Source organism: Variovorax sp. 22077, from assembly GCF_052044195.1.
GTDB lineage: Bacteria > Pseudomonadota > Gammaproteobacteria > Burkholderiales > Burkholderiaceae_C > Variovorax > Variovorax atrisoli.
Genome location: NZ_JBQEQC010000005.1, coordinates 109,678 through 133,696, shown reverse-complemented (window position 1 = coordinate 133,696; position 24,019 = coordinate 109,678). Strand labels below are relative to the sequence as shown.

General features: G+C 68.5%; 24 protein-coding genes. 8 read left to right on the top strand and 16 right to left on the bottom strand.

Features of this window, described 5'->3' with window-relative positions; translation table 11 throughout:
• Positions 1–243: 243 nt before the first annotated feature.
• The 3 genes from ACTJLF_RS08990 to ACTJLF_RS08980 form a co-directional block, all read right to left on the bottom strand.
• Positions 244–1,164 carry a helix-turn-helix domain-containing protein gene (locus ACTJLF_RS08990; RefSeq protein ID WP_440882918.1) on the bottom strand — a complete coding sequence of 307 codons (921 nt, stop codon included), beginning with the start codon at positions 1,162–1,164 and terminating at the stop codon, positions 244–246.
• A gap of 145 nt (positions 1,165–1,309) precedes the next feature.
• Positions 1,310–2,869 carry a gluconokinase gene (gene gntK, locus ACTJLF_RS08985; protein WP_440882917.1) on the bottom strand — a complete coding sequence of 520 codons (1,560 nt, stop codon included), beginning with the start codon at positions 2,867–2,869 and terminating at the stop codon, positions 1,310–1,312.
• Positions 2,870–2,881: 12 nt separating this feature from the next.
• A complete protein-coding gene (locus ACTJLF_RS08980) occupies positions 2,882–4,234 on the bottom strand; it encodes a GntP family permease (protein WP_019655259.1) in 1,353 nt (450 codons plus the stop codon).
• A gap of 223 nt (positions 4,235–4,457) precedes the next feature.
• Between ACTJLF_RS08980 and ACTJLF_RS08975 the strand changes: the two genes are divergently transcribed.
• Entirely contained in the window at positions 4,458–5,489 is a 1,032-nt protein-coding gene (locus ACTJLF_RS08975) for a LacI family DNA-binding transcriptional regulator (RefSeq protein ID WP_145761114.1), read from the top strand.
• Between the two features lie 117 nt (positions 5,490–5,606).
• Here the strand turns inward: ACTJLF_RS08975 and ACTJLF_RS08970 are convergent, their stop codons facing one another.
• Positions 5,607–5,888 carry a DUF2934 domain-containing protein gene (locus ACTJLF_RS08970; protein WP_440882916.1) on the bottom strand — a complete coding sequence of 94 codons (282 nt, stop codon included), beginning with the start codon at positions 5,886–5,888 and terminating at the stop codon, positions 5,607–5,609.
• Between the two features lie 248 nt (positions 5,889–6,136).
• Between ACTJLF_RS08970 and ACTJLF_RS08965 the strand changes: the two genes are divergently transcribed.
• Positions 6,137–6,667 carry a DUF4142 domain-containing protein gene (locus tag ACTJLF_RS08965; protein ID WP_145761116.1) on the top strand — a complete coding sequence of 177 codons (531 nt, stop codon included), beginning with the start codon at positions 6,137–6,139 and terminating at the stop codon, positions 6,665–6,667.
• Between the two features lie 36 nt (positions 6,668–6,703).
• On the top strand, positions 6,704–6,901 hold the full coding sequence (locus ACTJLF_RS08960; RefSeq protein ID WP_440882915.1) for a hypothetical protein: 198 nt from the start codon (positions 6,704–6,706) through the stop codon (positions 6,899–6,901).
• A gap of 98 nt (positions 6,902–6,999) precedes the next feature.
• On the opposite strand, the gene ACTJLF_RS08955 is transcribed toward ACTJLF_RS08960, so the two are convergent.
• Positions 7,000–8,967, bottom strand: coding sequence for a hybrid sensor histidine kinase/response regulator (locus ACTJLF_RS08955; protein ID WP_440882914.1), 1,968 nt, complete (start codon positions 8,965–8,967; stop codon positions 7,000–7,002).
• A 470-nt stretch (positions 8,968–9,437) separates the two neighbouring features.
• Here ACTJLF_RS08955 and ACTJLF_RS08950 point away from each other — a divergent pair, with 470 nt between their 5' ends.
• Positions 9,438–9,848, top strand: a complete 411-nt coding sequence (locus tag ACTJLF_RS08950; RefSeq protein ID WP_440882913.1) for a hypothetical protein — start codon at positions 9,438–9,440, stop codon at positions 9,846–9,848.
• A gap of 315 nt (positions 9,849–10,163) precedes the next feature.
• On the top strand, positions 10,164–10,436 hold the full coding sequence (locus ACTJLF_RS08945; protein WP_019655266.1) for a hypothetical protein: 273 nt from the start codon (positions 10,164–10,166) through the stop codon (positions 10,434–10,436).
• Positions 10,437–10,514: 78 nt separating this feature from the next.
• Here the strand turns inward: ACTJLF_RS08945 and ACTJLF_RS08940 are convergent, their stop codons facing one another.
• On the bottom strand, positions 10,515–10,982 hold the full coding sequence (locus ACTJLF_RS08940; RefSeq protein WP_440882993.1) for a type II secretion system protein N: 468 nt from the start codon (positions 10,980–10,982) through the stop codon (positions 10,515–10,517).
• A gap of 412 nt (positions 10,983–11,394) precedes the next feature.
• Here ACTJLF_RS08940 and ACTJLF_RS08935 point away from each other — a divergent pair, with 412 nt between their 5' ends.
• Together ACTJLF_RS08935 and ACTJLF_RS08930 are read left to right on the top strand one after the other, a co-directional pair.
• Entirely contained in the window at positions 11,395–12,456 is a 1,062-nt protein-coding gene (locus ACTJLF_RS08935; RefSeq protein ID WP_019655268.1) for an MBL fold metallo-hydrolase, read from the top strand.
• 4 nt (positions 12,457–12,460) lie between these two features.
• Positions 12,461–12,970, top strand: a complete 510-nt coding sequence (locus tag ACTJLF_RS08930; RefSeq protein WP_440882912.1) for a hypothetical protein — start codon at positions 12,461–12,463, stop codon at positions 12,968–12,970.
• Here ACTJLF_RS08930 and ACTJLF_RS08925 read toward each other — a convergent pair.
• The 9 genes from ACTJLF_RS08925 to ACTJLF_RS08885 all read right to left on the bottom strand — a co-directional run bounded on the left by ACTJLF_RS08925 (position 12,939) and on the right by ACTJLF_RS08885 (position 22,772).
• Positions 12,939–14,345, bottom strand: coding sequence for an FAD-binding oxidoreductase (locus ACTJLF_RS08925; RefSeq protein ID WP_019655270.1), 1,407 nt, complete (start codon positions 14,343–14,345; stop codon positions 12,939–12,941). The two genes, ACTJLF_RS08930 and ACTJLF_RS08925, sit on opposite strands and share 32 nt — an antisense overlap.
• 21 nt (positions 14,346–14,366) lie before the next feature.
• Complete coding sequence (locus ACTJLF_RS08920; protein ID WP_019655271.1) at positions 14,367–15,119, bottom strand: ABC transporter ATP-binding protein; 753 nt, start codon at positions 15,117–15,119, stop codon at positions 14,367–14,369.
• 23 nt (positions 15,120–15,142) lie between these two features.
• A complete protein-coding gene (locus ACTJLF_RS08915) occupies positions 15,143–16,273 on the bottom strand; it encodes an ABC transporter substrate-binding protein (RefSeq protein WP_440882911.1) in 1,131 nt (376 codons plus the stop codon).
• A 78-nt stretch (positions 16,274–16,351) separates the two neighbouring features.
• A complete protein-coding gene (locus ACTJLF_RS08910) occupies positions 16,352–18,175 on the bottom strand; it encodes a branched-chain amino acid ABC transporter ATP-binding protein/permease (RefSeq protein ID WP_440882910.1) in 1,824 nt (607 codons plus the stop codon).
• 10 nt (positions 18,176–18,185) lie between these two features.
• On the bottom strand, positions 18,186–19,058 hold the full coding sequence (locus tag ACTJLF_RS08905) for a branched-chain amino acid ABC transporter permease (RefSeq protein WP_019655273.1): 873 nt from the start codon (positions 19,056–19,058) through the stop codon (positions 18,186–18,188).
• 54 nt (positions 19,059–19,112) lie between these two features.
• Positions 19,113–19,709, bottom strand: a complete 597-nt coding sequence (locus ACTJLF_RS08900; protein ID WP_132752601.1) for a DAK2 domain-containing protein — start codon at positions 19,707–19,709, stop codon at positions 19,113–19,115.
• Positions 19,709–20,707 carry a dihydroxyacetone kinase subunit DhaK gene (locus tag ACTJLF_RS08895; protein ID WP_440882909.1) on the bottom strand — a complete coding sequence of 333 codons (999 nt, stop codon included), beginning with the start codon at positions 20,705–20,707 and terminating at the stop codon, positions 19,709–19,711. The genes ACTJLF_RS08900 and ACTJLF_RS08895 overlap by 1 nt, the downstream gene beginning before the upstream one ends.
• 154 nt (positions 20,708–20,861) lie before the next feature.
• On the bottom strand, positions 20,862–21,842 hold the full coding sequence (locus ACTJLF_RS08890; RefSeq protein WP_240650095.1) for a Bug family tripartite tricarboxylate transporter substrate binding protein: 981 nt from the start codon (positions 21,840–21,842) through the stop codon (positions 20,862–20,864).
• Between the two features lie 39 nt (positions 21,843–21,881).
• On the bottom strand, positions 21,882–22,772 hold the full coding sequence (locus ACTJLF_RS08885) for a dihydrodipicolinate synthase family protein (RefSeq protein WP_019655277.1): 891 nt from the start codon (positions 22,770–22,772) through the stop codon (positions 21,882–21,884).
• A 156-nt stretch (positions 22,773–22,928) separates the two neighbouring features.
• Here ACTJLF_RS08885 and ACTJLF_RS08880 point away from each other — a divergent pair, with 156 nt between their 5' ends.
• Positions 22,929–23,660, top strand: coding sequence for a GntR family transcriptional regulator (locus ACTJLF_RS08880; RefSeq protein WP_126185184.1), 732 nt, complete (start codon positions 22,929–22,931; stop codon positions 23,658–23,660).
• 55 nt (positions 23,661–23,715) lie between these two features.
• Here ACTJLF_RS08880 and ACTJLF_RS08875 read toward each other — a convergent pair whose 3' ends face one another.
• A complete protein-coding gene (locus ACTJLF_RS08875; protein WP_020723127.1) occupies positions 23,716–24,018 on the bottom strand; it encodes a hypothetical protein in 303 nt (100 codons plus the stop codon).
• Between the last annotated feature and the right edge of the window lies 1 nt (position 24,019).

The following is a 24,019-nucleotide window of genomic DNA, read 5'->3' as shown; positions in this document are numbered from 1 at the left end:
ATATTTTATGGTGAAAATGCATTAAAAACAATGACTTAGATGATGATAGAGGGTGTTGGTTGTAGGGAGGCAGCCTCACGGCGATGTGCTTTCAGCGGACGATTACCAACACATTCCAAGTGTGCGTGCGCGATCTCCATCCTGTCTCGTCAACGGCCAAGCGCGGCAATGCCGCACCGACGCCAAGGGCGCGTGCGAAGCGAGCGTTCAAGCTCGACGCGGTGCAGAGGCCGCTCGCAGCGTTTAGGCGTACGAGAGTTCGCCTGCCCGCCGCTCGCCCGCACGCCGCGCGCGAAACTCCCCAGGCGTCATCCCCTGGATCCGCCGGAAGTGCCGGTTGAAGTTCGAGATGTTGTTGAAGCCGACCTCGTAGCAGATGCTGCTCACCTGCTGGCGCGTGGACACCAGCAGGCGGCAGGCCTCGGCCACGCGCAGCCCGATCACGAAGTCGGTGAAGGTCTGGCCGGTGGCGCGGCGGAAGCTGCGCGAGAAGGTGTTCTCGCGCATGCCCACGATCGCGCCGACCTCGGGCAGCGACAGCGCGTCGGCAAAGTGTTCGCGGATGTGATCGAGCGCCTTGTCGATGCGCAGGCTGCGGGCGTCCTCGCCGAGGTCTTCGCCGGACGGGGCCACGCCGCAGAGCAGCCGGTAGTCGGGCCACTGCGCCAGTTCGTTCAGCAGCGCGGTGAATTCGGAGAAGCGTGCAAGCCCGTGCAGCGTCGCGATGCGCCGCAGGCGTGCGAGCGTGTCGGCCTCCAGGCCGATGAACTGCACGCCCAGCCGTGCCCGGGTCAGCATCGGCCCGGCATCGGCGAGTTCGGGGAAGAGCGCCATGCCGCGTTTCAGCGGCTCGTCGCCGAAGCGCAGCACCAGTCCCTGCGTATCGCCGCCGCCGGGCTGCATGCGGTACTCGAAGGCGAGGCTGCGCGGCAGGTGGGGCCCGAGCAGCACGACGGTATGGGGCGCGAAGCTGTGCGTTCTTTCGTCGTCGCCGCTGCCGATGCGAAGCCGCCCCGGCGCCGCGCCGATCAGGTGCAGTTCGTGATCGTGCAGGCAGCGCGCGGGGCTCGCCTGGGAAGACGCGGTGGCGACTTCACAGCGGACGGTGGTGGACGCCGCGCACGCTTCGAAGGGCGCCGGTGCATGCCACGTGCGCGGCTCCATGCGACGCGGAGCCTGCCGCGTCACCTGCGGCACGGGAGGCAGGGGCCGCGGGGGCACGCGGGGAGCGAAGGCCGGGGACATCGTATTCAGCAAGACCGGGTTTCCTCCAGCAAATCTTCGATGGACGACGGCGACCCTCGGGTCGTCAGCTTCGACGTGCCGGCGGCGGCACGGCTGTCTGCTGCTGGAACGCGGCAAGCAGCTTGTATTCCTCGCTCAGCTTGCGCGGCAGCGACAGATATACCGGCAGCAGTTGGCGGTAGAGGGCCGCGTTCTTGGTGTTGGGCGTGTGGCGATGGGTGGCGCCGACCATGCCCGCGACCGCGTCGAGCGAGTCGACGTGGCCCAGCGCGTAGAGCCCGAGCACTGCAGCGCCGAGGCAGGAGCTCTCGAAGCTCTCGGGCACGACCACCTCGCGGTCGAACACGTCGGCCATCATCTGGCGCCACATGCCCGAGCGCGCGAAGCCGCCGGTGGCCTTGATGCGGGCGCTGCGCCCGGCAATGGATTCGACCGCCGGCAGGATGCTGTGCAGGTTGAAGATCACGCCCTCCAGCACCGCGCGGATCATGTGCTCCTTGCGGTGGTGGATGCCCAGCCCGAAGAAGGAGCCGCGCAGGTCGGCGTTCCAGTAGGGCGCGCGCTCGCCGGTGAGGAAGGGGTGGAACACCAGCCCTTCGGAGCCTGCCGACACGCGCTCGGCGATGCGCGTGAGCACCTCGTAGGTGTCGATGCCCAGGCGCTTGGCGGTCTCGGCCTCGGCCGACGCGAACTCGTCGCGCACCCAGCGCAGGATGATGCCGCCGTTGTTCACCGGGCCGCCCACCACCCAGCGGCCCTCGGCGAGCGCGTAGCAGAAGGTGCGGCCCTCGGGGTCGGTCATGGGGTGGTCGACCACGGTGCGCATGGCGCCGCTGGTGCCGATGGTCACGGCCACCTCGCCGGGCGCCATCGCGTTCACGCCGAGGTTGGAGAGCACGCCGTCGTTGGCGCCGATGACGAAGGGCGTATCGCGCGACAGGCCCAGCCGCGCGGCCACGTCGGGCGCGAGACCCTCGACGTGCCAGGTGGTCGGCACCGGCTGCGAGAGCTGCCCGGCGCGCACGCCCGCGAGCGCGAGCGCGCCCTCGTCCCAGTCGAGCCGCTCGATGTTGAAAAGCCCCGTGGCCGACGCGATCGAGTGGTCGACCTGCCACTGGCCGAAGAGCCTGAAGAAGACGTACTCCTTGATGCCGACGAAGCGCGCGGCGCGCGAGAAGAGCTCGGCGCGCTCGTGGCGCAGCCACACCAGCTTGCCCAGCGGCGACATCGGATGGATCGGCGTGCCCGTGCGGCGGTAGATCGCGAGGCCGTCCCACTCGTCGCGGATGCGCGTGGCCCAGGCCGAGGCGCGGTGGTCGGCCCAGGTGATGCTGTTCGTGAGCGGCACGCCTTCGTCGTCGACCAGGATCAGGCTGTGCATCGCCGCGCTGAAGGACACGGCGAGCACGTCGCCAGGCGCGGCCTTGGTCTGCTTCACGCAGCTGGCGATGGCCGAGAGCACGGCCTCGAAGATCTGCTGCGGGTCCTGCTCGGCGGCGGCAGCCTCGGGCTGCAGGAGCGGGTATTCGGTCGCGTCGTGCGCCAGCACCCGGCCCGCGGGCGTGAAGGCCACGGCCTTCGTGCTGGTGGTTCCGATGTCGACGCCGATGACGATGCGACCCATGCTTTTTTCTCCTCAGACAACCATGCTCAGCAGCATGATGAAGATGATGGCCACGACCGAGATCAGCGTTTCCATCACGGTCCAGGTCTTGAAGGTCTCGGCCACGCTCATGTTGAAGTATTGCTTCACCAGCCAGAAGCCCGCGTCGTTGACGTGCGAAAGAATCAGTGAACCCGCGCCGGTGGCCAGCACCAGCAGCTCGCGGTTCACGCCCGGCACCATGGTCGCCAGCGGCGCGACGATGCCCGCGCCGGTGATGGTCGCGACGGTGGCCGAACCGGTGGCGATGCGGATCAAGCCCGCCACCAGCCAGGCCAGGAGGATCGGCGAGACCTGCGCATGCAGCGCCATCTGCCCGATCGCGTTGCCCACGCCGCTGGCCACCAGCATCTGCTTGAAGCCGCCGCCCGCACCGATGATCAGCACGATGGCCGCGGTGGGTGCGAGGCTGTCGTCGACGAACTTCATGATCTGCTTGGCCGTGAAGCCGCGCGCGGTGCCGAAGGTGTAGAGCGACAGCAGCAGCGCCGCCAGCAGCGCGGTGATCGGGTGGCCGATGAAGTCCATCCACTGGCGCACGATGTTCTTCTCGTCGAGCGCCACGTCGGCGAAGGTCTTCAGCAGCATCAGCGCCACCGGCAGCAGCACGGTGATGAGCGTGATGCCGAAGCCGGGCAGCTCGCGCGCCTCGGGTTCGCGCGCCAGTTGCTCCATCAGCTCGGGCGAGGCCTCGCCGGGGACGTACTTCGAGATGAACTTGCCGAAGATCGGGCCCGCGATCATCGCGGTGGGCAGGCCGACGATCAGGCCGTAGAAGATGGTCTTGCCGATGTCGGCGTTGAACACGCCGATCGCCAGGAGCGGCCCCGGATGCGGCGGCACCAGGCCGTGCACCACCGACAGGCCCGCCAGCAGCGGGATGCCGATGCGGATGAGCGACACGCCGGTACGCCGCGCCACGATGAACACCAGCGGGATCAGCAGCACGAAGCCGATCTCGAAGAACAGCGGGATGCCCACCAGGAAGGCCGCGAACATCATCGCCCAGTGCACGCGCTCGCGGCCGAAGGCGTCGATCAGCGTACGTGCGATGCGGTCGGCGCCGCCCGACTCCGCCATCATCTTGCCGAGCATGGTGCCCAGGCCGAGCACGATGCCCACGAAGCCCAGCACGCCGCCGAAGCCGTCCTGGAAGGACTTCATCACCTTGTCCACCGGCATGCCCGAGGTCAGGCCCAGGAAGCCGGCGGCCAGCGTCAGCGCGATGAAGGGGTGCACGCGCCAGCGCGTGATCAGAAGGATCAGCCCGACGATCGCCACCAGGGCGTCGACGAGCAGGAAGATCTCTTGGCTCATTCCGAACATGGTTGTCTCCTGGAACCGGGCCTTCCGGCAAAGAAAGGAAGGCGAGCAAGGCGGTGGCCCGGCGATGCGGGAAGCGTTTGGATAGCGCTGTCCCACACAATTCAAAAAATGCCAGCTCGACATGCGCTCGGGTTTTTCCGAACCTGCCCTGGGCTGGGATAGCGCTATCCTAGGACAGCGCTATCCAAAGCCGGATTGGTATTAACCCTGAGAAAAATTCACCATGGCCGACACACCCGACCGCCCGCGATCCCGCTCCTCGAGCCACGTCACCCTCGACGACGTGGCCCGCGCCTGCGGCGTGAGCCCGATCACCGTGTCGCGCGCCCTGCGGGGTGCGCGCAACGTGGCGCCCGAACTGCGCGCCCGCGTGCAGGCGGCGGTCGACCAGCTCGGCTACGTGCCCAACGTGGCGGCGCGCGCGCTGGCCTCCGCGCGCAGTTCGCATGTGGCGGTGCTGATCCCCTCGCTGACCAACCAGCTTTTCGTGGAACTGCTCGAGGCGGTGCAGGACGCGTTGTCGCCGCACGGCTTCCAGTCGCTGATCGGCGTGACGCATTACGACCCGGCGCAGGAAGAGGCGCTGCTGCGCAGCTATCTGTCGCAGCGGCCCGCGGGCCTGCTGCTGGCGGGTTTCGACCGCAGCGCGGCCGCCAGGCAGATGCTCGAGCAGAGCAGGGCGCCCTGCGTCTACCTGATGGAAAACTCGAACGAGCCCGGGGTGCACAGCGTGGGCTTCTCGCAGCAGGACGCCGGCCGTGCCATCGTCGAGCATCTGCTGCAGGGCGGCCGCCGCCGCATCGCGTATGCCGCCGGCCAGCTCGATCCGCGCGTGATGATGCGACTGGAAGGCTACCGCGAGGCGCTGCGCGCGGCCGGCTGCCACGATCCGGCGCTCGAACTGCTGGAACCCGGCCCGACATCCCTGGCGCTGGGCGGCCGCCAGTTCGAGGACCTGCTCGCGCGCCACCCCGACGTGGACGCCATCTTCTATTGCAACGACGACCTCGCCCAGGGCGGGCTGCTGGCCGCGCTGCGTACCGGCGTGCCCGTGCCGCAGCGCGTGGCGATCGCCGGCTTCAACGATCTCGGCGGCAGCGACCAGATGCTGCCGCCGCTGACCACCGTGCGCACCCCGCGCCGCGAGATCGGCGAGCGTGCCGCCGCCATGCTGCTGGCGCTGATGCGCGGAGAGACGCTCGCGCAGCGCCGCGTCGACCTGGGTTTCGAACTGATGGTTCGGCAAAGCAGCTGAAGTGCGGCGCCGGCCACGCGCGACACCGGCGCAGCCTTCGAGCGCCAGGGCAATCGACTGCAGCAACGCCGCCGCACGGCGCCGGGAGCGTCGCGCCTGGTTCATGAAGCGCAGGCCTCAGCGAGAGCGCCCGTCGATCCGCGCCTCGGCCTGCAGCCAGTCCTGTTCGGCGTCGCCGGGTCCATCGCCGCGGCGCACGTAGGCGTCGTAGGCGGCACGGCGGATGCGTTCTTCGCGCGAGGCGGCGTCTTCGCGCCCATCCTGTGCCGACTGCTCCGACCGTTGCTCCTGTTGCGGTGCGGGCGTGTCGGTCGGGGGGGGCGGCGTCTGTTCTTGCGCGGCGCCGACGGCAGTCGCCGCTGCTTCGCCGCTGTTCCTGCGCAGGTTCGTTCTCGGCATGGTCGTCTCCATGGAAGTCGTCGCTGGACGGTTGATGAGAAAGAGAAGGGCCACGCTAGGCAATGTGCGAAGCGGCGGTGTCGGACGGACGCCCGAACTCGCGCGGATTCGCAGGAAGAACGAAGAGGAAAGGAATGAAAAAGGCGAAGGACTGTTCGGGCACATCGATCAGTTCCTTCTCCTACACCGGCCGCGATGCACGGCGGGGAGCGTCGAAGACTCGATCCACCCAGCCAGGAGTGCACCCCATGACACGCTCACAACGCCGATTCGCAGCCAGCCTCGCCATCGTTTCCTCCTTGCTCGCAGTGCCTGCCGCGTGGGCCGCCGACAAGCTCGCGGGCGCGGACGCGTCGATGCTCAAGGACATCGCCCAGGCCAACATCGCCGAGGTCGAGAGCGGCAAGATGGCCCTCGAAAAGAGTTCCAATGCCGAGGTCAAGAAGTTCGCGCAGATGATGGTCGACGACCATTCCAAGGGGCTGGCCGACGTGAAGACGCTGGCTTCCGCCAAGGGCACCGAGCTGCCCGACAGCCCCGATGCGAAGCACAAGGCCGTCGCGCTGGAGTTCAAGGCCCTGTCGGGCGGCATGTTCGACAGCCGCTACGTGAAGCAGGCCGGCGTCGGCGACCACGAGGCCACCGAGAAGCTGCTGAAGAAGACCCAGGCCGAGGCGAAGGACGCAGACCTCAAGGCCCTTGCCGGCAAGATGCTGCCGGTCGTGCAGACGCACTTGCAGCACGCCCGCACGCTCGAAGCCGGCCTGGCGAAGAAGTAAGGCGGACATCGTCGTGCAACCGCCAAAGGAAATCCGATGAGCGATTCGGTGAACAGGGCTGGCCGGCCAGGCCGCAGGCTGATGGCCGCGCTGGTGACTCTTATCGCGGTCCTCGTGGTCGGCACGCTGTTCTTCTACGGCCTGCGCAGGCCCGAGCAGGGGCCGGGCAACGTGCCGGCCCAGGGCGAGGCGCCGCCGCTGCGGGACAACGGAAGTCCGCCCGCATCGAAATAGCGAAATCGCGCAGGCAGCCCTGGCTCTCCGACGCCGCGCAGCTGTGCAAACGGCTCGCGAAGCGAGTGCCGCAGGGCCACCCGTGCGGGGCGGCGCCCTCAGCGCGCAGGCGGTGGAGGCACCGGCCGCAGCAGGTGCGTGAGGATGTCGGCCAGCCGCTCCACGTCCACCGGCTTGGTGAGGTGGCTGTGGAATCCGGCCTCGTAGCTCGTCTCCCGGTCGCTCGCCTGCCCGTAGCCCGTCACTGCGATGGCCACGGGCGGGTCGACCAGTTCGGCGCGCAGCCGGCGCACCACCGCATGGCCGTCGAGGTCGGGCATGCCGATGTCGATCAGCATCACCTCGGGCCGCAGCTCCTTCGCCGCCTCCAGGGCCGCGACGCCGCCGTGGACCACCCTGGTGTCGTAGCCGAGGGCCTGCACGAGCAATGACAGCGTCTCGGCCGCGTCCTTGTTGTCGTCCACCACCAGCACCAGGCTGTCGCCGGCCGAGCGCAGCGCGCCGCCGCCGGGCTCGGGCTTCGCTGCGGAGGGCAGCTGCACCAGGAATTCGCTGCCCTCGCCGGGGCGCCCGCTGGAGAACACGCTCACGCGTCCGCCGTGGAGCGCCACCAGCTGCTGCACCAGGCTCAGCCCCAGGCCGAGCCCGCCGCTGCTGCGCGCGACGTCCTGCTCGCCCTGCACGAAGAGGTCGAAGATGCGCTGCAGGTCCTGCGGCTGCACGCCCATGCCGTTGTCGCGCACGGTGATCTCCGCCTCCGGCAGCCCGGACGCGGCGTTGGTGGCGCCAAGGCCCAGCGAGACGCAGACCTCTCCGCCGATGGGCGTGAACTTGCAGGCGTTGTGCAGCAGGTTGCTCACCACCTGCACGATGCGCGCGCGGTCGCCGGTGATCCACGGGTCCGCGGCGTCGACCTGCACGTCGAGCCGCTGCTCCTTCTGCGCCGCCAGCGCGCGCACCGCGTCGGCCGCGTCCATCACCGCATCGCGCAGCCGCACCGGCTTGGCCTCCAGCTGGATCTTGCCGCTGGTGATGCGGCCCACGTCGAGCAGGTCGTCGATCAGCCGCGTCATCTGCTTGAGCTGGCGGTCGATGATGTCGCGCGTCATGCGCAGCACGCGCGACTCGGTCTGCTCGCGCTTGAGCAGCTCCACCGCATTGGAGATCGGTGCGAGCGGGTTGCGCAGCTCGTGGCCCAGCATGGCCAGGAAGGTGGTCATGCGCCGCCCCTCGTCCTCCAGCGTGGTGATGCGGCGGCGCTCGGTGAGGTCGCGCGTGACCTTCGCGAAGCCCCTGTGGCGGCCTGCGCGGTCGTACACCGCCGTGATGACCACGCTGGCCCAGAAGCGGCTGCCGTCCTTGCGCACGCGCCAGCCTTCGTCCTCGAAGCGCCCGTCGCGCAAGGCGTTGCGCAGCTCCTCGGCAGGCCATCCGCGCGCGGCGACCTCGGGCGGGTAGAACTTCGAGAAGTGCTGGCCGATGATCTCCTCGGCCGTGTAGCCCTTGTTGTGCTGCGCGCCGAGGTTCCAGCTCACGATGTGGCCGCCGGGGTCGAGCATGAAGATCGCGTAGTCCTTCACCCCCTCGATGATCAGGCGGAAGCGCTCCTCGCTCGCGCGCAGCAGTTCCTCCTGCTGGCGACGCTCGGTGAAGTCGCGCGTGATCTGGGCGAAGCCCCGCAGCGTGCCGTCGGCGCCGTGCAAGCGCGTGAGCGTCGTCTCGCCCCAGAAGCGCGTGGCGTCGTGCCGCGCGAGCCAGCCTTCGCCGCGAAAGCGGCCGCTGTCGCGCGCCTGTTGCAGCTCCTTCGGGAGATTGCCCTCGTCGAGCGCCTCGACCGGATGGAAGCGCGAGAAGTGCTGCCCGACGATGTCGTCGCTTTCGCAGCCGTACAGAAGCTGCGCCGCCCGGTTGCCTTCCACGATGGCGCCCTCGGGGTCGAGCAGCAGAATGGCGTGGTCGTCGAGGGTTTCCACCAGCAGGCGGAAGTCGGCGTCGGTCAGTGTCGCGGGAGAGAGCGGCGCTCCGGACGGGGACCGGGGAGCCGAAGCAGAGGGCTCACCGGCCATGGCGCATGGCCTCGGGGACGGTGCTGGCGGGGCGCTCGGGCAGGTGATCGGGCATGGTAGAAAAATGTAGCAAAGCAAGCCCCGGGCGTGTGTCGTCTTTCTTCCCGCGCTTGATCCGCCGGGCCAGGGGCCGCTGCCGCGGCCTGGACGTTCTTGCCGCAGCGCCTGCTCGCGGCTGCGGGTCGAAATCTGTGCGGCCCCTCCTACAAGCGAAGTGGCGTTGCTTACCGTGGCGTCAGGCGTGCGGGTGTCCCACGATGAACATCGATGGAGTCATCCATCCCCGCCTTCCTCCCTGAGCGGGACCTGGTGCGTGACAGCACGAGGTTTGAAGCCCGGCACCTTGCCGGGTTCTTTTTTTGCTCCGCATCGTGCGGCAAGACGGGCCTGCGCTCTGCGCCACGTCCTACCCGGTGCGGCCACGATCGATCGCGAAATCCGGTGTCATGGCGAACCGATTGACCCACGCCTTGCTGCTTCTGCAGCGGCTGGCCTATGCGCGCATCCTCTGCGAATTCCATCGCCAGAGGCAGATGCATGGGGGCGGTGCGATGTCGCCGCCCGAGGCGGTGATCGCCTGCCGCCGGCTGAGGTCGTGCGAGGCCAACTGGGAGCACTGCCGTACGGAACTGGTCGATTCGCCGCTGGCTGCGTCGGTGCGCGTGGCGCGTGCCCTGCATCTGCAGCGGATGCTCGGCAGCGCCGCAGCCCGCCTCGCGCCATGGAACGACCGCAGCGACCTGGCGAGCAGTCCTCCATCGCACCTCTTCGAGTGGGTCTCCCACGACTACGAACGACTGGAACTCGCCGAGCTCGAGGACGCGATGACGCCCGAGGAGACGGCGCTGTATGCGCAATCGCTGGAGAGCCTGCTGCGTTGACCGCGCACGGCGGCGGCTACGAAGCGCGAGCGTCTCAACCACCGCATCACTGCGGAGAGTCCTACAAGCGCTGCATTGACAACGGCCTAGCTTGAACACATCGAGACGCCGGCTCAAGACAAGCCAAGCTCATCCCGACCCTGGCCGGTTCTCCCTTCATTTCCGGCCCTGCCTTGTTCGAAGCCTCCACCAAGTCCGCCATGCCCAAGACCCTCAGGACCCGCCCATCGGCTGCTGCCAGAAGCCGGCAGCGCGATCTGCCCGCGCGCAAGGCGATCGAGTCCCATGATGCGTAAGAGACCCACGGCACGTCAGTTGCGTGCGGCGAACTATCTGAATCTGCTCGAAGCGCTGTCGACGCAGACGCTGCCCGCGGTGTGCTCGAAGCCTGAAGACATCGATTGCATCCTGGCGCTGAGAAGTGCCTCCTTGCTGGAGGCCCAGACCGAGCCGCCGGTGATCCTTCGCACGGGCGAGCGCTTCATTCCGCGTGCGGTCGTCACCGGCATCACGCCGGAGGGACGCATGGCGCTTCTGAAAGGCCGGCGTGGCATGCCGCGCGAGATGCCGCTGACGCCTCGGCGCTGAAGCCCCGCCTGGCTGGTCGCATGCCCTCTGCCATGCATACCCGGATCAGCATGGTCCGTCAGTTCGAGGGCGGAGGTTTCAGTCGCTCGGCGGAGCCTCGAGTTCCCGGTGGGCCATCTCGATCAGCTCGGGCTGCGCCGCGGATCGCGCAGTGACGACCGGGGCAGCAACGGTGGCTTGGCGAAAGACGGCTTGCATGCTCGTGCCGGATGGCCCGACCGCGGCCTCCTGGAGCGCCACTTCGAGCATGCTGCCGCCGCCGCAATCGAGCAGCACCGCGTCGCGCGAGATCGATGCGATCGTGGCGCCCGGTTCCACGTCCTGCCCTTTCTGCAGCGGCATCGCGCTCCCGCCGTCGAGCGACACGAGCGCGATGCCGTAGCTGCGGTCCCGCGACTGGACCACGCCGGAAAGCCGGATGTTCCCTGCGCACGACGAAGGCTTCGCAGCGGAAGCCGGCGACGCTGCCGTCCTGGACTGTTCTCCAGCGTAGGGGGCAAGGGGCGGTGTCGGCGTTCGGTGGTCCTCCTGCCCGCAGCCGTTCATCAGGCATGACGCACATGCCGACAAGACGAGAAGAAGACGACGCATGACCTGAAGAGTGCGAAAGCAGTGGCTGGGACGGGACGAGTCTGCGTCGGCGGCGAAGGGGCACGCGCGTGGGTTTTCCCTCGTCGGAATTGACAGCCAACTGACAGCACCACGCAAGTAGCCTCCACGCGCCATGCGAGTTCCTTCGCATGCAGCAGCCAAAAGACGGAGACAACAGATGAAATATTCCAAACGCGTTCTTGCGATCGCGGCCGGCGTCGTGTGCGCATCCTTGCTGGGGTGCGGCGGAAGCAGCGGCGGCGGGTCGGGGGGCTTTCTGGGCGTTCCTCCCAGCAGCAGCGGCGGTGGCGCAACGCAAGGCCCCGACGCTTCGAATCCGCCGCCACCCGCCCCGCCCGAAGACCCCTTGAAGGGCGCACCCGAGTTCGCGCGGATGACCTGGTTCGGCATCACCAACTGGCACTACCAGATCGGCGACAAGGGCGTGCTGCTCGATGGCGAAGTGGTCAACAGCGGCAGGGACGCCAACCCGGCCGCAGTGACGAAGGCTCTCGATGCACTCGTCGCTTCTCCCGTTCCCCCGCTGGGCAAGGATGCCGACGCCGCCTCGAAGCTCTCCGTCGACGTGATCCTGCTCGGCCACATCCACCCTGACCACTCGGTGCAGCTTCCGGAGTGGGCGAAGCAGACGGGGAAGATGGTCTACGCGCCTCCTGCCGAATGCGCGACGCTGGTGAGCAAGGGCATTCCCGCGGAGCAATGCGTGGGCCTGAAGGGCGGCGAGGTGATCAAGCTCGGCGAGTTCGCCTCCGTGCGCGCGGTTCGATGGGTGCACAGCGTGGACTGCGACGAGTACAGCAACGGCACGGGCGGCCCGGAGACCTTCGGCTTTCTCTTCACCGTCAAGACCCGAAGCGGCAAGGTCCTGAGCTGGTACACCTCCGACAGCGGTGCGGGCGGGCCCGACCTGACGACGCCGCGCAAGGTGACGACCGTCGACGGGCAGGGGGTCAGCACCACGACGACCTACGGTTCACCGCTGGCCAATCTCAAGTCCGCGATCAAGGACGCGGGCCTCGACGGCTTCGACATCTGGCAGGGCGGCCCGGAGTCCCGCATGGTCTACCAGGCCCGCACGGTGATACCGGCGTTCGGTGTGAAGACCTTCATGCCGCACCACCTCAACTCGCGTGCAGCCAACGGCCAGTCCTTCGCGCTGACCTACGGGATGCACTACGCCTATTCGGTCGACGATCAACCGAAGCTCAAGGAACTGCTGTCGACCCTGGATGTTCCGCAGATCTACCCGACCAACTATTTCGATGCGTGGGTCTACGACAAGGATGGCGTCCGGCCTGTCGACAACGCGGCGATGAAGGCTGTCTACGGCCTGCCGGCGCAAGGGGCCGGTCCGGGGCAGCAATATCCCAATCCTCGCGCGGGCAGCCTCGAATGTCCGGCCGATTGAGCACATGAGCGCAGCGGCCGATCGCATGCGGCGGATCGCCGCGTCCGTGCGGGCGCCGGGCCGGGGGCTTCGAATGCCACTGGCTCAGGGCGTCTTCGCGGTCGTCCTCGTTCTTCTCCCGGGCGTCGTCGGCCGCACGGCCTGGGCGCACGGCGATTGGCCGCCGCGGCATGGCGGAATCATGAACGAGGGAGGGGAGACCTCCTTCGAGCTGGTGCAGGGCGCCAGAGGCGTGTACTTCTACCCCAGCGACCATGGAGAGCCGCTGTCCGCGCAAGGCGCGGTCGGCAAGCTCACCCGGGTTCATGGGGGTGCGGCACTCACCCATGACGCGAAGGCCGACGGCAAGGAGCGGCTGCTCGTGCAAGGGATTCGCGTGAAGGCAGGAGAAAGACTCACCTTGCGTGTCGTCTTCGCCGCAGGGAACATCGCCGTCGGGCGGTTCGTGGTTCCCCAGCCGGGGTTGAGCGTCCGCGAGGTGTCTACATCCTCAGCATCTTCCCGGGGTTCATGATGCCGAGCGGATCGAGTGCGCGCTTGATGTCGCGCATGAGATCGATGGCTTCGCCATGCTCGATCTCGATCTGCCCGATGCGATGCAGGCCGACGCCGTGCTCGCCGGTGCAGGTGCCGCCAAGGCGGATCGCGCGCAGCGCCACGTCCTCGGCCAGGGCCTCCGCCTTGCGCCGTGCCGCAGGATCGGTGTCGTCGTAGATGATGCCCAGATGGAAGTTGCCGTCGCCCACGTGGCCGACGATGGGCGCGTACAGGCCGCTTTCACGGATGGCGGCCTCGGTCTCGGTGATGCATTCCACCAGCGCGGAGATGGGCACGCATGCGTCCGTACCCATGGAGCTCCAGCCGGGGTGCATCGCAAGGTTGGCGTGATAGCAGGAGTGCCGCGCCTTCCACAGTCTGGAGCGGTCCTCGGGCCGGTGGGCGTAGCGAAAACCGCTGCCGCCGTTGTCGAGCGCGAGCGATTCCACGGTCGCGACCTGTTCCGCCACGGCGCTCTCGCTGCCGTGGAACTCGATGAACAGGGTGGGGCGGGGCTCGAATTCGTCGAGCTTCGAGTAGCGGATGCAGGCGTCCATCTGCACGTCGTTGAGAAGCTCGATGCGCGCGACCGGCACGCCCAGCTGCAGGGTGGCGATCACGGTGTCCATGGCCGCGCGCAGGCTGTCGAACTGGCACACGGCCGCCACCACGTGCTCCGGCAGGCCGAACAGGCGAAGCTGCACCTCGGTGATGATCCCCAGCGAGCCTTCGCTTCCGACGTACAGCCGTGTCAGGTCGAGCCCCGAGGCCGACTTGCGCGCGCGCGTGCCGGTACGCACGATGCGCCCGTCGGGTGTGACCACCGTCAGGCCCATGACGGTTTCACGCATGGTGCCGTAGCGCACCGCGGCAGTGCCGGAGGCCCGCGTCGAGGCCATGCCGCCCAGCGACGCGTTGGCGCCGGGGTCCACCGCGAAGAAAAGTCCGCTGGCGCGCAGGTGCTCGTTGAGCTGCTCGCGCGTCACGCCCGCCTGCACGCGGCAGTCCATCGATTCGGTGGAGACTTCGAGCACGCGGTCCATGCGCGATACGTCGATGCAGACGCCGCCGTGGATCGCCGCGACGTGGCCCTCCATCGATGTGCCGCTGCCGAAGGCGATGACCGGCACCGCCTCGCGGTGGCACAGCTTCAGGGCTGCCGCCACTTCCTCGTTGCTCAGCGGGAACAGGACCACGTCGGGCTGGCCGGGGTCCGGCAGGCCCTCTCCATGGCTGTGGTGCGCCCGCACCGCCGCGGACGTGACGGCGCGATCTCCGAAGATCGCGCGGAACTCGGGCATGAGGGACTCGACTGCGGCTGCAGTCTGGGCGAGTGTCTGGTGAAAGGCCATGGTCTCTGATGGGTGGTCGTGTCAGGCCCCGAGGTAGGCGTCCCGCACATGGTCGTCGTGCAGCAGCTGCGCGGCGGAGCCTTCGAGGGCGATCCGCCCGCCCTCGAGCACGTAGCCCTGGTCGGCCACGCTCAGCGCCGCGAATGCGTTCTGCTCGACGATCACGACAGTGCGGCCGGCGCGCGCGATACGGCGGATGTCGAGGAACATCTCGGTCGTGAGCTTGGGCGACAGGCCCATCGACGGTTCGTCCAGCAGCAGGATGCGGGGACCGGCCATCAGGCCGCGCGCGATCGCCAGCATCTGCTGTTCTCCGCCGGACAGCACCCCGCCCATTTCGCCGGCCTTGCGCTTGAGCACCGGGAACAGCTCGTAGATCTCGTCCAGCGTGGCGCTGACCGCGCCCTTGTCGCGCCGGCGCACATAGGCGCCGACCTCCAGGTTCTCCCTGACGCTCAGGGTGGAGAAGATGCGCCGGCGCTGCGGCACGCAGGCGATGCCCGATGCCACGATCTGCTCCACCGAAAGCCCGCCGATGTCCCGGCCTGCGAATTCCACGCGCCCCGCACCGGCCTTGAGCCGGCCAACGATCAGGTTCAGGGTGGTCGACTTGCCCGCGCCGTTCGCGCCGATGACCGCGACGATCTGGCCCGCATAGGCGCGGATCGACAGGTCGAACAGGATCTGCACCTTGCCGTAGAACACGTCGACGTGCGAGAGCTCGAGTTCGGGCCGTTCGGTGACCATGGCACGCGGCAGGTCTGCTTGCATCATGGGGTTCCTCGCTGCGCCGGGGCTCAGAACTTCACCGCCGAGCGAACGACCGGCTGACCGCCCTTGATCTCCACGATGTTGACCTGACGGTTGCAGTCGCCGGCCTTGTCGCACTTGTAGTCCGCGAGCAGGCCGCTGTAGCTCACCCTGGAGAACGCTTCGCGGATCTTCTCCACGTCGGGGGACCGTGCTTCGTTGATGGCCCTGGCGGCGAGGATGGTCGCGTCGTAGTAGGTGGCGGACCAGACGTCGGGCGCCATCCTGTACTTCGCCTCGTACTTCTTCACGAAGGCCTGCACGGCGGGGTTGGGATCCGTCGGCACGAAGTAGGAGGCGCTCATCGAGCCTTCCGCGGCACTGCCGGCCAGCTTGAGGAACGCTTCCTCGGACAGCACGGCGCCCGCGAACTTGAAGGGCAGGCCGAACTGCTTGGCCTGGCGCAGGATCAGCGCCGCATCCGTGTCGTGCGCCCACAGGATGACCAGCTCCGCGCCGGCCTTCTGCAGCTTGGCGAGCTGCGCCGAGCAGTCCTTGTCGCTGGGGTTGTGGCTTTCCACGGCGACGGGCTTCAGCCCCAGCGAAGCCATCTGGGCGACCACGCGCGCCTGCCCCGACTTTCCGAAGTCGTCGTTGGCATAGAAGATGGCCGTCTTCTCCCCGGCCTTGAGTTCCTTCTGGGCATAGGCGATCAGCGCCTTGGCCTGCACGTCGTCGTCGGAGCGCGTGCGGATCACGTAGTTGCAGCCGCTGTGCGTGATGGCCACCGAGGTACCGCCGGTGAGCGACACCACCTTGCCGTTGCAGTAGGTCTTCTGCGTGGCCATCTGGGTGACCGAGTAGTGGGGGCCGATCATCACCGGCACCTTGCTGACCTGCATCAGCTTGTTCACCGCGTTGATCGCGCCGTTCGGGTTGTCGCCCTGGTCATCCTCGAACACGACCTCCAGCGGCTTGCCCAGCACGCCGCCCGCGGCATTGATCTCCGCGACCGCGAGCTCCACGCCCTGCTTGAAGTTGCGCCCGACGAGCGCCTTGGGGCCCGTCTGCGGCAGAGAGACGCCGATGAGCGCATCGGCCATCGCGGGCAGCGAGAGCGCGAGCGACGCTGCGGCGATCCATGCGCGGCGTGACGAGGGAACGGTGGTCTTCTTCATGCTTTTGTCTCCAGTGGATGGCGCGGTGCGCATTGATCTGAGAGGGAACGAAAACGGGAAGGGCGCGGGGCCGGCGGCTCAGCCCGCCACCGGCTGGGCGGCGAGCGGGGGCGAGGTCTCGTCGGGCACGCGTTCGCCCAGGTAGGCCTCGATGACTGCCGGCGTGTTCATGACCTCGGCCGGCGCGCCGTCCGCGATCTTGTGGCCCAGGTTGAGCACCACGACGCGGTCGCACATGTTCATGACCAGCTTGATGCGGTGCTCCACCACGAGGATCGACATGCCCTGCGCGCGCAGGTGCTGCAGGATCTGCGCGAGTTCGAGGATCAGCCCGCCGCGCAGTCCCGCGGCAGGCTCGTCGAGCAGCAGCAGGCGGGGCCTGTTGACGATCGCGCGCGCCATCTCCACCAGCCGGCTCTGCCCGAAGGACAGGTCGCCGCCGCGCCGGTATGCGAGGTGCGCGACGCCCATGCTGTCCAGGGCTTCGAGCGCCGCCGTGCGGCAGAGCGCTTCGCGCGGGCCGGACGCGCCCTTCGGCGGCTGCCACGCGACCATGACGTTCTCCAGCACCGTCATCGATTCCCACAGCCGCACGTTCTGGAAGATGCGGGCCACGCCTTTCGCGTGGATCGCCCATGGCGCATGGTTGTCGATGCGCTCGCCTGCGAGTTCGATGCCGCCTTCCACGCCCACGGTGCCCGAGCAGGCGTTGATCATGGTCGACTTGCCCGATCCGTTCGGGCCGATCAGACCGAGAATCTCGCCGCGGCGCACGTCGAAGGCGACGTCGTCGAGGGCCTTGACGCCGCCGAAGCTGCGCGACACGCGGCGCACCTGGAGCAGGGGTTCGCCGCTCACGGGCACCGGCGTGCGGCCGGCCAAGGCCGCGCTCGCGGCGGAGGCGGCCGCACCGAGGTTCAGCGGCGCGGCGGGCGTTTCGCCCACCGGCTCGCGCCGGCCCGTCAGGAATGCGCCGAGCAGCCAGTCGCCGACCACGCCGAGGCCGCGCGGCGCAAGCAGCAGGATCGCCACCACGCCGATGCCGAACGCGGCCAGGTAGTAGCTCTGGAGGCCGCGCAGTGCCTCGGGCAGCACGGTGATCACCACCGCGCCAAGGAAGGTGCCGGCGATCGAACCGAGGCCGCCGAGCACCACCATCAGCATCATCTTGATGCTCTCGAAGACCGTGAAGTTGTTCGGTGCCGCGAACCCGACCAGCAGGACGTAGAGGCCGCCTGCGAGCGATGCCCAGACGCTGCACACCGCGAAGGCGATGGTCTTCACGCGGCGCGAATCGACCCCCATGGCCTCGGCGGCGATCTCGTCGTCGCGCACCGCACGCATGTCGCGGCCGATGCGCGAGCGCTGGAGCCAGACCATCGCGGCGTAGGCCGCCAGGCTCAGCACGAGCAGCGGAAAGTACAGCTGCTTGTCGATGTGATCGCCCAGCGCGGGGATGTTCAGCGTCGGGATGTCGCGCATGCCCATCGGCCCGCCGGTGAGGGCTTCCTCGTTGAGCGCGACCATGCGGAAGATCTCGTTGAGCGCGAGCGTCACGATGGCGAGGTAGTGGCCCTTGATGCGCGTGCTCACCGCGCCCAGCAGCACGCCCACGGCGGCGCTCAGCAGCATGGCGGCGGGAAGCGCCACGAACCAGGGCAGCGACAGGCGCATCATGAGCAGCGCCGTCGCATACGCGCCGAAGCCCACGAGCGCGGCCTGCCCGAGCACGATCTGCCCGGTGATGCCGGTTGCCACCTGCAGGCCCAGTGCGGCGATCGCGAAGATCCACGCCAGGTTGAGCACGTGCAGGTAGTAGATGTTGAGATCGAGTGTGATCGGCAGCGCCAGTGCGGCGAGCACGGCGACCCACGCCAGGGGGCGCATCCAGGTGTTGTGCATGGTGGAGTCCTCAGGCGCGGTCGGCGTTGCGTTCCGGAAGAATCCCCTGCGGGCGCAGCAGCAGGAAGATCAGCAGCACGCCGAACGCGATCGCATCCTTGTAGGTGGAGGAGATGGTGAACGCGCCGACGTTCTCGATCACCCCGAGCAGGACGCCGCCGAGGATGGCCCCCGGCACGCTGCCGAAGCCGCCGATGATCATCGCGACGAATCCCTTCAGCCCCACGAGCGTGCCCATCTCGGTCGTCACGTAGAACAGCGGCGCAAGCAGGATGCCCGCGAGCGCGGCCAGCACCGAGGAGAACGCGAACGTGCCGGCCAGCACGCGGTTGACCGGAATGCCCATGAGCTGGGCGGTCTCGCGATCCAGCGCGGTGGCGCGCATGACCTTGCCGATGGTGGTGTAGCGCAGGGCCAGGTATTGCAGCACCATCACCAGCACCACGATGACCATGATTACGAGCTGCTGCACCGGAATGCGCAGGCCGCCCACGTCGATCACGCCGTCGCCGAACGGGCTGGCGTACAGCAGCGGCTCGGGCCCGTAGATGATGCGGGCCATCTCCTTGAGGAAGATGCCGAAGCCCACGGTCGCGATGATGGCCACCAGCGCCTTCTGGCGCTGCAGCCGGGCGAACACGAGCCGCGAGAACAGCGCCCCCAGCAACGCCATCACCGCGGCGGTCAGCAGCGCAGCGAGCCAGAAGGGCAGGTGCATGCTCGTCGTGAAGGTGGCGACGAAGACGAACGCGGAAAAGGTCAGGAACTCGCCGGCCGCGAAGTTCACGATCGCCATCGTGTTCCAGACGTAGGCGTAGCCGAGCGCGATCAGCGCGTAGATGCAGCCCATGGCGAGGCCGCTGACGATCACTTGTCCGAGCATGTCGTTCTGTCTCCGTGTTCGTTTTTCTTTGGCGAGGGGCGCGGGCGGGTGCCGTCAGAGCGCCTCGACCATGCGCAGCAGCGCGACCATGCCGGGGTCGTCCAGGCCGATGGTCTTGTCCGCGAACATGCGGGCACGGCCCATGCGGTTGGGCTTGTCGCGGAATGCATCGAGCGATTCGCGCACCGCCGCGCCGGCGAGCGCGAGGGCGGGAGCATCGGCCGCGGCACCGGACAGGGCGCGCTGGATCGCATCCAGCCCGTCGAGCACGGTCTTGTCGCCGAGGGCGGCGCCGCCGCGCGCGGACAGCGTCGCGATCACTTCGGACAGCAGCGCCGCGACGTCCGGCGTCGAGAGCGACTCCCTGCCGGCACAGTGCTTGCCGGCCGTCATGAGCGCGACGGTCAGCAGCGTGCCGAAGCTCGAGCCGGAGGCCTTCGCCGAGGCCTGCGCGCAGCGCTTGAAGATGCCTTCGAGCGAGTCGGGCAGCTCGGGCAGCGCCTGCTCCATCAGCGTGGCGCACTTGTCGAGCGTGGCGCCGAGATCGGCGTCGCCGAGGCGGCCGTCGAGGGCATTGAGTTCCGGGGCGGCGGCATGCATGGCGGCGCACCAGCGCGGCACCGCGCGGGCCAGGACGATGGCATCGAGCATCAGCGCACGCTCCAGAACGGGCAGGTTGCGGGCGCCGCCAGCAGCGCCTCGAGGTCGGGGTCCAGCTTCATCACGCTGAGGGAGGCGCCGGCCATTTCCATCGACGTGGCGTAGCGGCCCACGAGCGAGAAGGCGATGTCGACGCCGCGCCCGGCGAGCACGGTCGCGATGCGGCGATAGAGGATGTAGAGCTCCTCGGACGGTGTGGCGCCCAGGCTGTTGACCAGCACTGCCAGGCGGTCGCCGCGCGAGACCGCCAGTTCGGGCAGCACCCGCTCGAGCATCTCGTCGGCCAGGGCGTCGGCGGTCTTGAGCGGACCGCGCCAGATGCCCGGTTCGCCGTGGATGCCCATGCCGAACTCCACTTCGTCGTCGGCGATCTCGAACGAGGGCTTGCCGGACTCCGGCACCACGCAAGGCGTGAGCGCGACGCCGATCGTGCGGCAGGCGTCGTTGGCCTTGCGCGCCGTGGCAGCCACCTCCTCCAGCGTCGCGCCCGCGGCCGCCCTGGCGCCGGCGGCCTTGTAGACGAGCACCAGGCCTGCCACCCCGCGGCGCTTCTCGCGCTGCTCGGGCGGCGCGCTCGCGACGTCGTCCGACACGCGCACCGAGGCCGTCTTCATGCCTTCGAGTTCGAGCATCTCGGCGGCCATCTCGAAGTTCATGCGGTCGCCGCCATAGTTCCCGTACAGCTGCAGCACGCCGGCACCGCCGTCGGCCGCACGCATCGCCTCGATGCAGTCGTCCATGCGCGGTCCGGCGAACACGTTGCCGACGGCGCAGCTGTCCAGCAGGCCTTCGCCCACGTAGCCGAGGAAGACGGGCAGGTGGCCCGAACCGCCGCCGGTGACGATGCCGACCTTACCCGCGACGGCGCCGCCGCGCCTGGCCACCACGCGGCCGCCTTCGCCGCGCCGCGCCAGCTCCGGATGCGCCAGACAAAGTCCGTCGAGCATTTCGTCGACGTAGGCCTGAGGGTCGTTGAGGATCTTCTTCACGTTGCTGTCTGCCTTGCTCTATGGAGCGCCCCCTGCGTGCGGGCGCGTCCGTGCGCCGGTGGCGGCGGGGCCGCACCGTGCGAATGGATGAATCTGCGAGAGCCTCCGGCGCATTGGCGGGCATCCGGCCCGCGATGCGCAGGAAGCGCGGTCTTCAGTCGACCTTGAGGCGGCCGTCCCGCGTGGCCTGCGTGGCCAGCGCGTATTCGGCGTCGAGGATCCGCGCGAACTCCTGCGGCGTGCTCGAGAGCGCGACGCTGCCGAGTTCGCGTGCGCTCGCCACGGTCTGCGGGTCCTTCACGGCCTGCGCGAGCGCCGCGGCCAGCTTGTCCTGGATGTCCTTCGGTGTTCCCGCCGGTGCGAGCACGCCCACGTAGGTGGTGCCGTCGATGTCGCCGAACCCGAGCTCCGCGACCGTCTGGACGCCGGGCAGGGAAGGGTCCTGCGTCGGGCCCAGGACCGCCAGCGCCTGCAGCGCGCCGCCCTTGACGTGCTGCAGCGAACTGGTGACCTGGTCGAAATGCACGTCGACCTGGCCGCCGATGACGTCCACCAGCGCGGGGCCGGAGCCCTTGTAGCTGACCGTCGTGAACTTCGCCTTCAGCAGGCTCTCGAGCTGGAGCAGCGCGAGGTGGTTGGGCGTGCCGGGCCCGGAGTGCGCCGCCGTGACCTTGCCGTCGCCGGAGCGCGCATAGGCGGCGAACTCCTTGAAGTTCTTGAAGCGGGTCTCGTTCTTGCGCGCAAGCAGCACCATGGAACTCTTGTTGACCAGCCCCAGCGGCGCGAAGCTCGCACGGCTGTAGCTGGTCTTGACCATCTCCGGCACCGTGACGATGACGCCGGCCCCGCACAGCAGCAGCGTGTAGCCGTCGGCCGGCGAGCGTGAGACCTGCATCGCGCCGATCGAGCCGCCGGCGCCGGCGCGGTTGTCCACGATCACCGATTGGCCCAGCACCTTGCCGAGGGCGACGGCGACGGTGCGCGCCACGATGTCCGTGTTGCCGCCCGGCGCGAAGGGCACGACGAGCGTGATCGGCTTGGCCGGAAAGCCCTGTGCCCACGCGGCCGGCAGCAGCGTGGTTCCCAAGGCTGCAGCGGCGCCCATGCCGAGGATCTGCCGACGCTGGATTCTCATGTTCATGTCTCCTGTCTTTCTTGTTTGCGGGGGCCTGCTTCAGGCGTCGAAGCGCAGGACGTCTTCCATCGCGGCCTCGATCTTCCTGCGCTGCTCCTCGCCGGTGGCCGGCATCGGCGCGCGCGGCAGGCCGGCCTGGCAGCCCTGCAGCGTGATCGAGGTCTTGATGTTGGCAGGCAGGTTGTCGCCGACCAGCGCGTTCCAGAATGCCAGCATCGACTTGTGCATCTCCAGCGCCTTGACGTGGTCGCCGGCCTGGACCGTGTTCCACAGGTTCACGCAGACGCCGGGCAGGGCCGCGGGCGTGGCGGCGATGGTGCCGTGGGCGCCGAGCGCGAACGAGGAGTACAGCAGGGCATCGACGGCGGAGAACACCTTGCAGCCTTCGGGAACGCCGAGCAGCAGGTCGGCCATGAGCTTGAGGTCGCCCTGGCTCTGCTTGATGCCCTGCACGCCGGGCAGCTCCTTCATCAGGCGGATCATCTGGGCCGGGTTCAGGTAGTTCCAGGGCACCACGTTGTAGATCACCACCGGGGTGTCGACCGCCTCGGTCAGGGCCTTGAAATGATTGTGGGTGGCCTGCTCGTCCGGCTTGAAGAGATAGTGCACCGGCGTGACCTGCAGCGCGGCGACCGGCAGGTGCGCGATCGCCTTGGCGCGGTTGATCGCGTCGCGGGTGCTGTTGGAGATGATGCCGGCCACGATCGGCACCTGGCCTGCCACTTCGGCGGCGGTGATTTCCATGACGCGCTTGAACTCGTCGACGGTGAAGGTGTGGCCTTCGCCGGTGCTGCCGCCGGGGCACACGCCGTGGACCTTCTTGTCGAGATTGAAGCGGATGACCTTGCGGTAGGCCGCTTCGTCGATGCTGCCGTCGGCGGTGAAAGGGGTGACGAGGGGAGGGATGACGCCGGTGAGACCGAGACCCATGGAACTGCTCCGTTCTGAATGCCTGTGGATTGAAGACACGACTGCTGCCGCGCTGGAATCGAACTATACGCCGACTAACATGTTAGATGAATGTCAGTATTAACCCTAGATCGAGGACAATGCGCTCCAAGGCACCCAGCCCCTTACGATGACCCCATGAACATTCCCGCCGCAGCCTTGTCCGAGCCCACCACGAAGCCCTCGCCCGCAGGCGGCGAGGGCGAGCCGGTGAATCAGCGCAGCCGCGCCTACCAGGGCTTCCGCCAGCAGATCATCGATGCGCGGATCCGGCCCGGGCAGTTCGTCTCCCAGCGCGAGCTGATGGAGCTGCTGGAGATGCCGCTGGCGGCCGTTCGCGAGCTGGTGCCGCGGCTGGAGGCTGCCGGTCTGATCAAGACGGTGCCCAAGCGCGGACTGCAGATCGCCTCGGTCGACATGAAGCTGATCCGCAACGCATGGCAGGTGCGGGCCATGGTCGAGCGCGAGGCGGTGATCAACTTCGCCCGCGTGGCCAGCCCCGAAACGCTGGCCCGGCTGATCGAGAGCCATGAAGCCATCCTGGAGCGCGCGCTGCAGCCCCAGCCCGACGCGACGCTGGAGCGCGACGCGCAGGCCGTCGACTGGGGCCTGCACGATCTCATGGTCGACACGATCGGCAACGAGATCCTCTCGGAGATCTACCGCGTCAACAGCCTCCACGTCCGGCTGATCCGCTACGACGCGGATTCGATGCGGCCGGTGCAGGTCGTGCCCGCGATGCGCGAGCACCTGGAGTTCCTGCATGCGCTCGCGTCGCGGGACTTCGACGCAGCGCTCACCCACATGATGTCGCACATCGAGCAGTCCAAGCACCGTGTGCTGGCCGGCATGCTGCGCGTGGGCCAGTAGACGCGCGGTCTTCAGCTACCCCGGCCCCGGTCGCGGCCGGCGAAGCGGCGCTGCCTCAGCGCACGCCGGCGGCCAGCCGCACCTCGCTGCACAGCCGCGGGCCGTAGTCCTCGCAGCGCGTCTCCAGGCCGTAGGCCGCAGCGCGGCGCAGTGCGAAGGCGGTCACGTCGCGCATGTAGGTGCGTCCGGGCCTGCGGCCCGCGGCGGCGCGGGCCTCGAAGTCGGCCTGGAAGTCGCGCGCCCATTCCTCGAAGAGCCGGTAGCGCTCCGCGTGCGCGCCGAGGAAGCCCGTGCGCGCGAGCGCCTGCGCGATGTCGATCAGCGGCATGGTGAAGGGCATCTCCCTGGGTTCGCTCATG

Excerpts from the sequence above, each read along its gene's own strand:
- ACTJLF_RS08990 (WP_440882918.1), bottom strand. The coding sequence starts at position 1,164 with ATGGAGCCGCGCACGTGGCATGCACCGGCGCCCTTCGAAGCGTGCGCG.
- gntK (WP_440882917.1), bottom strand. The coding sequence starts at position 2,869 with ATGGGTCGCATCGTCATCGGCGTCGACATCGGAACCACCAGCACGAAG.
- ACTJLF_RS08980 (WP_019655259.1), bottom strand. The coding sequence starts at position 4,234 with ATGTTCGGAATGAGCCAAGAGATCTTCCTGCTCGTCGACGCCCTGGTG.
- ACTJLF_RS08975 (WP_145761114.1), top strand. The coding sequence starts at position 4,458 with ATGGCCGACACACCCGACCGCCCGCGATCCCGCTCCTCGAGCCACGTC.
- ACTJLF_RS08970 (WP_440882916.1), bottom strand. The coding sequence starts at position 5,888 with ATGCCGAGAACGAACCTGCGCAGGAACAGCGGCGAAGCAGCGGCGACT.
- ACTJLF_RS08965 (WP_145761116.1), top strand. The coding sequence starts at position 6,137 with ATGACACGCTCACAACGCCGATTCGCAGCCAGCCTCGCCATCGTTTCC.
- ACTJLF_RS08960 (WP_440882915.1), top strand. The coding sequence starts at position 6,704 with ATGAGCGATTCGGTGAACAGGGCTGGCCGGCCAGGCCGCAGGCTGATG.
- ACTJLF_RS08955 (WP_440882914.1), bottom strand. The coding sequence starts at position 8,967 with ATGGCCGGTGAGCCCTCTGCTTCGGCTCCCCGGTCCCCGTCCGGAGCG.
- ACTJLF_RS08940 (WP_440882993.1), bottom strand. The coding sequence starts at position 10,982 with ATGAACGGCTGCGGGCAGGAGGACCACCGAACGCCGACACCGCCCCTT.
- ACTJLF_RS08930 (WP_440882912.1), top strand. The coding sequence starts at position 12,461 with ATGAGCGCAGCGGCCGATCGCATGCGGCGGATCGCCGCGTCCGTGCGG.
- ACTJLF_RS08925 (WP_019655270.1), bottom strand. The coding sequence starts at position 14,345 with ATGGCCTTTCACCAGACACTCGCCCAGACTGCAGCCGCAGTCGAGTCC.
- ACTJLF_RS08920 (WP_019655271.1), bottom strand. The coding sequence starts at position 15,119 with ATGATGCAAGCAGACCTGCCGCGTGCCATGGTCACCGAACGGCCCGAA.
- ACTJLF_RS08915 (WP_440882911.1), bottom strand. The coding sequence starts at position 16,273 with ATGAAGAAGACCACCGTTCCCTCGTCACGCCGCGCATGGATCGCCGCA.
- ACTJLF_RS08910 (WP_440882910.1), bottom strand. The coding sequence starts at position 18,175 with ATGCACAACACCTGGATGCGCCCCCTGGCGTGGGTCGCCGTGCTCGCC.
- ACTJLF_RS08905 (WP_019655273.1), bottom strand. The coding sequence starts at position 19,058 with ATGCTCGGACAAGTGATCGTCAGCGGCCTCGCCATGGGCTGCATCTAC.
- ACTJLF_RS08900 (WP_132752601.1), bottom strand. The coding sequence starts at position 19,709 with ATGCTCGATGCCATCGTCCTGGCCCGCGCGGTGCCGCGCTGGTGCGCC.
- ACTJLF_RS08890 (WP_240650095.1), bottom strand. The coding sequence starts at position 21,842 with ATGAGAATCCAGCGTCGGCAGATCCTCGGCATGGGCGCCGCTGCAGCC.
- ACTJLF_RS08885 (WP_019655277.1), bottom strand. The coding sequence starts at position 22,772 with ATGGGTCTCGGTCTCACCGGCGTCATCCCTCCCCTCGTCACCCCTTTC.
- ACTJLF_RS08880 (WP_126185184.1), top strand. The coding sequence starts at position 22,929 with ATGAACATTCCCGCCGCAGCCTTGTCCGAGCCCACCACGAAGCCCTCG.
- ACTJLF_RS08875 (WP_020723127.1), bottom strand. The coding sequence starts at position 24,018 with ATGAGCGAACCCAGGGAGATGCCCTTCACCATGCCGCTGATCGACATC.